This is a genomic window from Streptomyces rectiviolaceus (assembly GCF_039533825.1).
GTDB lineage: Bacteria > Actinomycetota > Actinomycetes > Streptomycetales > Streptomycetaceae > Streptomyces > Streptomyces rectiviolaceus.
In genome coordinates this window covers 22,181-28,420 of record NZ_BAAAUG010000038.1, presented here as the reverse complement: position 1 = coordinate 28,420, position 6,240 = coordinate 22,181, and the positions used below count along the sequence as shown (strand labels likewise).

Sequence of the window (6,240 nt, the reverse complement as noted above, 5' to 3'; positions counted from 1 at the left end):
ATCCTGCCGGGCGCCCCCATCTGCGTAGGAACCGCTAAAGCTTCTCGATCACGTAGTCAACGCACTTCGTGAGCGCCTCGACATCCGCAGGATCAATCGCCGGGAACATCGCCACGCGCAGCTGGTTGCGGCCGAGCTTCCGGTACGGCTCCGTGTCAACGATGCCGTTGGCCCGCAGAGCCTTGGCAACAGCGGCAGCGTCGATCTCGTCCGCGAAGTCGATCGTGCCGATGACCTGCGAGCGCTTGGCCGGGTCCGTGACGAACGGCGTCGCGTACTTCGACTCCTCGGCCCAGCCGTACAGCGTGCGCGAGGACGCGGCCGTGCGGCCGGTCGTGAACTCCAGGCCGCCCTGGCTGTTCATCCACTCCAGCTGCTCGGCGAGCAGGAAGAGCGTGGCGAGCGCCGGGGTGTTGTACGTCTGGTTCTTGCGGGAGTTGTCGATCGCCGTGGGGAGGCTGAAGAACTCCGGGACGTGACGGCCGGACGCGTGGATCCGCTCGGCGCGCTCGATCGCCGCCGGGGAGAACGCGGCGATCCACAGACCGCCGTCCGACGCGAAGGACTTCTGCGGGGCGAAGTAGTAGACGTCCGTCTCGGCGATGTCGACCGGGAGGCCGCCCGCGCCGGACGTGGCGTCCACCAGGACGAGGGAACCCTCGTCCGCGCCGGCCACCCGCTTGATGGGGGCCGCGACGCCGGTCGAGGTCTCGTTGTGCGTGAACGCGTAGACGTCCACGCCCGCCTCGGCCTGCGGCTCCGGGTGCGTGCCCGGGTCAGAGGCGATCACGGTCGGCTCGGCCAGCCACGGGGCCAGCTTGGACGCCTTGGCGAACTTGGAGGAGAACTCGCCGAAGGTGAGGTGCTGCGACTTGTTCTCGATGAGGCCGTGCGTCGCGATGTCCCAGAAGGCGGTGGAGCCGCCGTTGCCCAGGATCACCTCGTACCCCTCGGGGAGGGAGAAGAGGTCGCGCACACCCTCGCGCACCTTGCCGACCAGGTTCTTGACCGGGGCCTGGCGGTGGGAGGTGCCGAGCAGGGAAGTACCGGTGGCGGCGAGCGCGTCCAGCGCCTCCGTGCGCACCTTGGAGGGGCCCGCGCCGAAACGTCCGTCGGCGGGCTTGATGTCAGCGGGAATCTGGATCTCAGCCACGGGGTGAGCCTAGCGGCTCAGGGCGGGCCGTCATCCGGGGCGTCCGGCGGCTGAGATCGTGCTGCCCCACAGGGCGGACGCCACGGGGTTCCACCCCGGACCCCGCTCCTCAATCGCCGGAGGGGCTATTTCTCCAGCCGCACCGGCAGCTCGTACAGGTCGTTCTGCGTCACCACCGGCTTGTTGCGGAGTTCGGACGGTGCGACCGCCAGGGTCAGCTCGGGGAAGCGCTCGTAGAGAGCCGGGAGCGCCACTCCCGCCTCCAGACGGGACAGGGCCGCCCCGGGGCAGACGTGCGGGCCGTGGCCGAAGGAGATGTGGCGGTTCGACGAGGGCGCGGACGTGCGCGTGATGTCGAAGGCGTCCGCCGTGGGGCCGTGCGCCTGCTCGTCGCGGCCGATCGCCGCGTACGACACGATCAGTGCGTCCCCCTCGCGGATGACCTTGTCGCCGACGGGTACGTCCTTCGCCGCGAACCGGATCAGGACGTGCGACGTCGGCGTGGAGTACCGCAGGGTCTCCTCCACCACCGCCTCCCAGCTCGCCTCGCCGGAGCGGACGAGGGCGAGCTGTCCGGGATGGGCGGAGAGGTTCACCACCGCGTTGACGATCAGCGAGATCGTCGTCTCGTGGCCCGCCGCGACCATCAGCTGGAGCGTGGAGACGATCTCCGCGTCGGTGAGGTGGTCGCCGTTCTCCGACGCGAGGATCAGGGCGCTCGTCAGATCGTCGCCCGGCTCGGCGCGCCGCGCCGCGACGACCTCGCCCATCATCTCGGCGAGTTCGACGAGCGTCGCCATGACCTCTTCGGGCGGGGTCTGGGTGGAGAAGAACCTGTCGAACAGGACCTTCAGACGAGGGTGGTCGGCCGCGTCGATGCCCATCAGGTCACCGATGACGTACATGGGCAGCGGGTACGCGAACTCGGCCTTCAGGTCCACCACTTGACCGTCGGACGGCAGCCGGTCCAGAAGGCCCGCCGTCAGCTCCGCGATCCGCTCCCGCATCCGCTCCACCCGCCGCGGCGTCAGCGCCTGCGCGACCAGGGCGCGCATCCGGCGGTGCTCATCGCCGTCGACCGTCAGCATCGAGCGGCCCGGGTTGGCAAGGCCGATCAGCGGCCAGTCCGCCGGTATCTCACCGCGCCGCCAGGCGCCCCACACGTTGATGTCCTTCACCAGGCGCTTGTCGGTGAGGAGTTGGCGTGCCTCGGCGTGGTGCGTGACCGCCCAGACCGGTACGCCACCGGGCAGCTCCGCCTCGGCGAGCGGGCCCGCGGCGCGCAGCCTGGCGCTCTCGCCGTCCAGGTCCGTGACGAAGGGGTCGAGGACGATGCGGGCGGCGGGGTCGGTGCGGGCGGGGGTGCCGGGCGTCGTCATCTGCGCTCTCCTCTGGATCCGCGTTCAGCTCTGGTGATCATCAAGCCGCGGCAACTATAGGTGCGCATCGGGCGTTTGGCTGTGGCCGGTGAGGGCCTTCGCGGATGCATCCTGAGGGCATGCATATGGGCATGAGTGATGTGAGTGATCTCGGAGGCGTGGAAACGGAACTGCGGGCCGCTGTGCGGGGGGAGGTGGACTTCTCCGTCACCGCGCGGGCCCTGAACACCATGGACGCGTCCAACTACCGCCGCGTGCCGCTCGGCGTCCTCGCCCCGCGCGACGCGGACGACGTGGCGGCGGCGCTCGCCGTGTGCCGGGAGCGCGGGGTGCCGGTCGTGGCCCGCGGCGCCGGTACGTCCATCGCCGGGCAGGCGACCGGCACGGGGCTCGTCCTCGACTTCACCCGGCACATGAACCGGATCCTGTCCCTCGACGCGGAGTCGCGGACCGCGGTCGTCCAGCCGGGGGTGATCTGCGACGCCCTGCGGGGCGCGGCGGGTGCTCACGGCCTGACCTTCGGCCCCGACCCGTCCACCCACAACCGCTGCACGCTGGGCGGGATGATCGGCAACAACTCCTGCGGGTCCCACTCGGTCGCCTGGGGCACGACCGCCGACAACGTCGCCTCGCTCTCGGTGGTGAGCGGCGCGGGCGACCGGCTCGCGCTGGGGCAGGGCTGGTCCGGCGCTCCGGAGGGCCTGCGGGCGCTGGTGGACGGCGAGTTGGAGCTCCTGCGCACCGGATTTCCGGAGCTCCCGCGCCGTATCTCCGGCTATGCGCTCGACGCCATGCTCCCCGAGCGTGGCGTCGATCTGGCCCGCGCCTTCTGCGGCTCGGAGGGCACGTTGGGTGTGGTGACGGAGGCGGTCGTACGCCTCGTCGAGTCGCCGCGCGCGCGTGCGCTCGCCGTCCTCGGGTACGCCGACGAGAGCGCCGCGGCGGAGGCCGCGGCCGGGCTGCTTCCCCACGGGCCGCTGACGGTGGAGGGGATGGCGGCCGACCTCGTGCGGGGCTCCGAGGGGCTGCCCAAGGGCGGTGCCTGGCTGTTCGTGGAGACGGGCGGCGCGAGCGAGGGCGAGGCACGCGCGCGTGCGGAGGCGATCGCGCGGGCGGTCTCCGGGGACACGGTGGACTCGGTGGTCGTGACGGACCCGGCGGGGCAGCGCGCCCTGTGGCGGGTGCGTGAGGACGCCAGCGGGACGGCGACGCGGATGCCGGACGGCAGCGAGGCGTGGCCGGGGTGGGAGGACTGCGCGGTGCCGCCCGCCCGGCTCGGGGCGTACCTGCGGGACTTCAGGGGGCTGCTCGCCGAGCACGGCCTGCGCGGGACTCCGTACGGGCACTTCGGGGACGGCTGCATTCACGTACGCATCGACTTCGACCTGATGAGCGAGACGGGCGTACGTCGCTTCCGGCGCTTCTCGGAGGATCTGGCGGAGGTCGTGGTCGCGCACGGGGGTTCCCTGTCGGGCGAGCACGGGGACGGGCAGGCGCGGGCGGAACTGCTGCCGAAGATGTACGGGGCTGACCTCGTCCGGCTGTTCGAGCGGGTGAAGGGGGTGTGGGACCCGGCGGACCTGCTGAATCCGGGGATGCTGGTGCGGCCCGCGCCGCTGGACGCGAACCTGCGGTTCGATCCGCTGCCCCGGAAGCCGGTGGACGTGGCCTTCGGCTATCCGCACGACGGCGGGGACTTCTCCGCGGCGGTGCGCAGGTGCGTGGGAGTGGCCAAGTGCCGTACCACGTCGGCCGGTTCGGGCGGCGGGGTGATGTGTCCGTCCTTCCGGGCGACGGGCGAGGAGGAGCACTCCACGCGGGGCCGGGCCCGGCTCCTGCACGAGATGCTCGCGGGGGAGGTGGTCACGGACGGCTGGCGCTCGGAGGAGGTACGGGACGCGCTCGACCTGTGCCTGTCCTGCAAGGGCTGTCGGTCGGACTGTCCGGTGGGCGTGGACATGGCCACGTACAAGGCGGAGTTCCTGCACCACCACTACGAAGGCCGCAAGCGCCCCGCGGCGCACTACGCGATGGGCTGGCTGCCGGTGTGGCTGCGCCTCGCGGACCGGACGCGTACGGCGGGGCTCGCCAATGCGGTTGCCCGGGTGGGGGTGTTGGCGTCGCTGGCCAAGAGGATGGGCGGGATCGCGCAGGAGAGGGAGATCCCGCGGCTGGCGGGGGAGTCGTTCCGGCGGTGGTTCCGGGGCCGTCAGGATGCCGGGGCTTCGGGGGGTCCGGGCCCGGCGGTGGTGCTGTGGCCCGACACGTTCACGGACCATCTGTCGCCGGCGGTGGGCCGGGCGGCGGTGCGGGTCCTGGAGGCCGCGGGGTTGCGTCCCGTGGTGCCGCCGGGGGATGTGTGCTGCGGTCTGACGTACGTGTCCACGGGCCAGCTGGACCGGGCCCGCGCGGTGATGCGGCGCACGTTGGAGCGGATGGGGCCGCTGCTTGACTCGGATGCGCTGCTTGTGGTGCTCGAACCGAGCTGTGCGGCGGCGTTGAAGACGGATCTGGTGGAGCTGCTTGGGGATGACGAGCGGGCGGCCGAACTGGCTGGCCGTGTACGGACGTTCGCCGAGGCCCTGGAGGAACTGGCCCCGGAGTGGTCGCCGCCGCGGATCGACCGCGCGGCGGTGGGGCAGACCCACTGCCATCAGCATGCGGTCCTGGGCGATGGGGCCGAGCGCCGTCTGCGGGAGAAGGCGGGCCTGGAGGGGGAGTTGAGCGGGGGCTGCTGCGGGCTCGCGGGCAACTTCGGCTTCGAGGCGGGGCATTTCGAGGTGTCGGTGGCGTGCGCGGAGGACCAGTTGCTGCCGGCGGTCCGCTCGGCCCCGTCCGACGCCGTGGTCCTCGCGGACGGCTTCTCCTGCCGGACGCAGTTGGAGCAGTTGGGGGGCGGGGTGCGGGGGCGGCATTTGGCGGAGGTGTTGGCTGAGGGGTTGGGGGAGGCGTGAGGGGGCTCGCGGGGGCGCGGCTGGCCTGGGCGGGGGTGTCATCTCCCGGCACCGTGCGGTGCCGCCTCGCCGCCCGGCCATGGTGGGTTCAACTACGTGTCGGGGCGTTGTAGTGACCCCAGGTCCACACGCAGTGCGTGGTGTGGCGGGAGACGAGGCCTACCGCCGGTCAGCTGATCGGTGGTAGGAGGGGGACCCGGGCAGCGAGGAACTTCGGGGCCATCTCGCGGTAGCTGTCGGTGATCAGTTCGGCAAGCTCGGTCCAGTCGGTGTGGTCACCGAGAATGGCGGCGACGACGTTATGGCCCCAGTCGGCACGGAGGAACGGGAACCCACCGGCGGTCAGGCCGAGCAGGTCGTCGACGGGTACCCGGAAAGTCATCACGACCGGTTCCTGATCTGCGGTCACATACGAGGCGTAGACCGGGTAGCGATCCACGTCCGGCGTGTAGACATGGGCGAACGTCCGCGTACGGATCCGCCAGCGCACGCCGATCCAGGCTGGTTCCTCGTACGACTCGGGCAACTGCCGGCAGATCGACCGCGACCGGTTCAGGATCTCCGGCGGCACGTCTCCAGGACTGGTCATGGGCCGACACTAGCGACCGCCGGCGACTGCAGCGGCAGGTTGCTCGTTCCGCATCCGTAGTGCCCGGCGCCCTTGCTTTGGTGTGCCTGCGTTGACTTCGGTGCCGGGGCCGCCCGGCTGGTGCGAGGTTGGCGGTTCCGGGACGGGAGTCAAGGGCGCTCCTGC

Annotated in this window: 4 protein-coding genes; 1 reads left to right on the top strand and 3 read right to left on the bottom strand. The window is 71.6% G+C overall.

Features of this window, described 5'->3' with window-relative positions; translation table 11 throughout:
- Positions 1-34 precede the first annotated feature (34 nt).
- Positions 35-1,153: a phosphoserine transaminase gene (gene serC / locus ABD378_RS12650; protein WP_344520768.1), complete on the bottom strand. Its 1,119-nt coding sequence runs from the start codon at positions 1,151-1,153 to the stop codon at positions 35-37.
- Positions 1,154-1,278: 125 nt separating this feature from the next.
- Complete coding sequence (locus ABD378_RS12645; protein ID WP_344520767.1) at positions 1,279-2,532, bottom strand: cytochrome P450 family protein; 1,254 nt, start codon at positions 2,530-2,532, stop codon at positions 1,279-1,281.
- A 131-nt stretch (positions 2,533-2,663) separates the two neighbouring features.
- Between ABD378_RS12645 and ABD378_RS12640 the strand changes: the two genes are divergently transcribed.
- Positions 2,664-5,486, top strand: a complete 2,823-nt coding sequence (locus tag ABD378_RS12640) for an FAD-binding and (Fe-S)-binding domain-containing protein (RefSeq protein ID WP_344520766.1) — start codon at positions 2,664-2,666, stop codon at positions 5,484-5,486.
- Positions 5,487-5,655: 169 nt separating this feature from the next.
- Here ABD378_RS12640 and ABD378_RS12635 read toward each other — a convergent pair whose 3' ends face one another.
- Positions 5,656-6,075: an MmcQ/YjbR family DNA-binding protein gene (locus ABD378_RS12635; RefSeq protein ID WP_344520765.1), complete on the bottom strand. Its 420-nt coding sequence runs from the start codon at positions 6,073-6,075 to the stop codon at positions 5,656-5,658.
- Between the last annotated feature and the right edge of the window lie 165 nt (positions 6,076-6,240).

Bases quoted from the DNA above. Each gene is read 5' to 3' on its own strand.
- ABD378_RS12640 (WP_344520766.1), top strand. From the start codon at position 2,664: ATGAGTGATGTGAGTGATCTCGGAGGCGTGGAAACGGAACTGCGGGCC.
- ABD378_RS12645 (WP_344520767.1), bottom strand. From the start codon at position 2,532: ATGACGACGCCCGGCACCCCCGCCCGCACCGACCCCGCCGCCCGCATC.
- ABD378_RS12635 (WP_344520765.1), bottom strand. From the start codon at position 6,075: ATGACCAGTCCTGGAGACGTGCCGCCGGAGATCCTGAACCGGTCGCGG.